Source organism: Kitasatospora sp. NPDC047058 (assembly GCF_040643935.1).
Taxonomy (GTDB): domain Bacteria; phylum Actinomycetota; class Actinomycetes; order Streptomycetales; family Streptomycetaceae; genus Kitasatospora.
Genome location: NZ_JBEYVJ010000642.1, coordinates 1 through 2,838, shown reverse-complemented (window position 1 = coordinate 2,838; position 2,838 = coordinate 1). Strand labels below are relative to the sequence as shown.

The window sequence follows — 2,838 nt, the reverse complement described above, 5'->3', positions numbered from 1 at the left end:
CACCTCCACCCCCAAATTTCTTAACAAAACACCCACCCCCCAACATTTTTAAATAACAAAAATTTGCGGTCTACTAATTTGAAAACCCAAACCCCCGGGCGCGCGGGCCCCCCCCCCCCCCCCCTTCACTCCCGTCCGGTTCAGACCGACCGACAGCCCTGCCGGTCACCCCAGTGCCCGAGCAGGGCTCGCCAGTGCCAGCGAGCCCGCGAGAACACCACCCACCGCGCATCCGGCAGGTCACCGGCCAAGTCCTCCAGCGCGATCCGCACCGCCAGGTCCAACCAGCCAGCCATGTAGCCGTAGCCCAGCAACAGCTCCCGCAGCTCCTCGACCGTGGCCGACAGCTGCTCGTCATCCCGCCAGTGCGCGGCGCGGAACTGCTCCGCCGTCAGGGTCCGGCTCAGCAGCACCGGCACCGCCAGCTCGGCGAAGTCGCGGTCCCTGGCCTCGTGACGGCTCATGTCGACGGGGCCGCGCAGCTGCTGGTGGAGCTCGCGGGCGCCCTCGGTGGAGTCGGCGGCCACGACCAGGGCGCGGGGAGCGGGACTGTTCACCCCGTCGTCCGGCTCCCGCGTCACCCACACCCAGTACGGCTCAGATGAGGCCACCAGCCGCGCCCGGTGCCGCTCGGCCTCCGCGTCGTCGCACAGCGGCCCGATCTTCATCCACGCCGCCGTCCGGATCGCCGGCGCCTTCGTCACCGGCGCCCAGTACACGTACGGCAGCACCAACTGCCCCTGCACCGCCCGCAGCCGCCGCCCGAACTCCCCGACCGACACCCCGAGGTAGGCGACGTCCCCGGCGTACTGCTCCAGCTCCACCGTCCCGCCGCGCCACAGCGCCCGGTGCAGATCCCCCGCCAGGCTCTGGAACAGTCCTGGCGGCAGGCGCAGCGCCGCCTCCAGCGACCCGAGGCGGGAGTTGCACCTCCTGCACAACGCGCCCCGCACCTCGTACGAGACGTGGTCGTGATCGACCTGCACTGACGGCCTCGTGCACAACTCGCACTGCGGGTGCTCCGCCAAGAACGCCGCCTTCGCCTCCGACGGCATCCGGCGGTAGTCCATGCTCGCCTCCAACGCCAAGATCTGACTGTCCGTCATCACGATGGCAGGCGGGACCGACATGCCTCGCCCGTTCGAGCGCAGTCTCGTTGCCTCCAGCGGATGGGCAACCCGCGCAACAGGGCGCCTTGGACATCTACAGCTTGGGCATCGCCGGGGGCGGGACCTCCAGACCATGGTGCTGAAGGACGCTGGTGAAGAAGTCGGTGGCGAACGGGACGAGCGGTTGTGCTCGCAGCTCGTTCGTGGTGACACGCCAGACGTGGTAGCCCCGCAGCTTGAGGTCCCGATCGCCGCGGACTGTGTCGTCGACGGCCTTGTCGGTGGCGTAGTGGTGTCGGCCGTCAACTTCCACGATGACCCGGACACCGTTCGGCAGGAGGAGCAGGAAGTCCATCCTGTGGTTGATCAGCGCCGCTGCGCCACGCTTCTCCACGGTCTTGGGGTCCCAGTGCAGCCAGACCTCGGGGAGCAGGGCCGGCATGTCCCAGTCCCGGCTGGCGAAGGCCGTGTAGTAGGCCTCGCCGAAGGCGCGCTGCGGTGAGATATCGGGCTTCGGTATCGAGTCGAGCAGGCGCTGATACAGGGCTTTTCGGTCGGCCACGTCGTCGCCGGTGCCTCGCCGCTCCTGCCACCAGGTCATCAGGTCGCTCCAACGAAGGCCACCGGGTCCGACCTGTCGGTCGTAGACCAGGTACTTGTCGTCCGGGACGATCTCGAGGTCGTTGTCGAGGACGTCGGCCAGACGCATGTCGGGCTTGTCGAGCGTGGCGAAAACGAGGGTCTTGGGGCGGCGGGGTGAAGCAGTTCCGATCCGGACGAGGTCGAAAGTCGGGTAGCCCTCGCGCTCGCCGTCCTGCTCCATCCGGATACCGATCCGTGCGAGCACGGGGTTGACCGCCGCGACGATGCGGGCCTGTGCCTCGGCATCCGGCAGGAAGCTGGGATTGACCAGGCCGAGCAGGAAGAACCGGAAGCGCACAGGAGCGGCCTCGTAGGCGCCCAGCTGCTCGAAGAGCTCGTCCACCGACCAGTCGGAGTTCTTGAAGACGTGCTGGTGCAGAAGCGCCCGGCGGCTCGTCGCAGACTTCCCGGTCCAGGCGAGCATCGGGTCGTTGTCCAGATGCCAGACGATCTCCAGGAGCTCTTCGAACCTGTCGTGCCGGTGGACCAGGTCGTCGATGTCGAGCGCGGCCGCCAGCTCGCGCCGGACTCTGCCAGGGATCTCAATCTGGGGCCAGGACGCGGCCCACACGAAGTCTTCCAGCGGGAACCGCTTCGGTCTGTCGACCTGCGGTTGCTTCGAGAGGAGCAGCCGCTGTGCAAGCGGTAGAAGATCGTCGTCCGGTAGTGCGTCCAGGCAGCCCTCAAGACGATCGCGCTTGGTGGTCCCGTCATCGGACGGCATCGGCAACCCGAACTGGACTCCGAACGCCGTCAGGTCCCGGTGGCTGCTTGAGTGCCAGCCGAGGATCACGTCGCTCACGGCTTCTCGCAGGGTCATCACGAGATCCACCCCCTTCGACGCGAGTCTTCCAGGCTCGACGGACATCAGGACAGGCATGGGCGACTCCAGAGGGGTGCCAATGTGGCCAACGGTGATCCCGGTGCGACCGGCACAATGTCGGCGCCAGGAGCTCATCGGCAGGGGCCAGCCTCCGGGCGGGTGGAGCCTTAGTGGCTGTTGTCTTTCCGGGCTTGAGTGCTGCGTTTCTGCTGTTCAGGCATGGGGTCGGCGGTCTCGGGGAGTGGTGACCTGTCGTGTCGTCGC

Annotated in this window: 2 protein-coding genes; both read right to left on the bottom strand. The window is 67.6% G+C overall.

Translation table 11 applies throughout. From position 1 onward, the window contains the following. Window positions 1-140 precede the first annotated feature (140 nt). Window positions 141-1,106 carry an endonuclease domain-containing protein gene (locus ABZ885_RS38670; protein WP_360199513.1) on the bottom strand — a complete coding sequence of 322 codons (966 nt, stop codon included), beginning with the start codon at window positions 1,104-1,106 and terminating at the stop codon, window positions 141-143. Between the two features lie 97 nt (window positions 1,107-1,203). Beyond that, window positions 1,204-2,631, bottom strand: coding sequence for a hypothetical protein (locus ABZ885_RS38665; protein ID WP_360199511.1), 1,428 nt, complete (start codon window positions 2,629-2,631; stop codon window positions 1,204-1,206). Window positions 2,632-2,838 lie beyond the last annotated feature (207 nt).

Bases quoted from the DNA above. Each gene is read 5' to 3' on its own strand.
- ABZ885_RS38670 (WP_360199513.1), bottom strand. From the start codon at position 1,106: ATGACGGACAGTCAGATCTTGGCGTTGGAGGCGAGCATGGACTACCGC.
- ABZ885_RS38665 (WP_360199511.1), bottom strand. From the start codon at position 2,631: ATGCCTGTCCTGATGTCCGTCGAGCCTGGAAGACTCGCGTCGAAGGGG.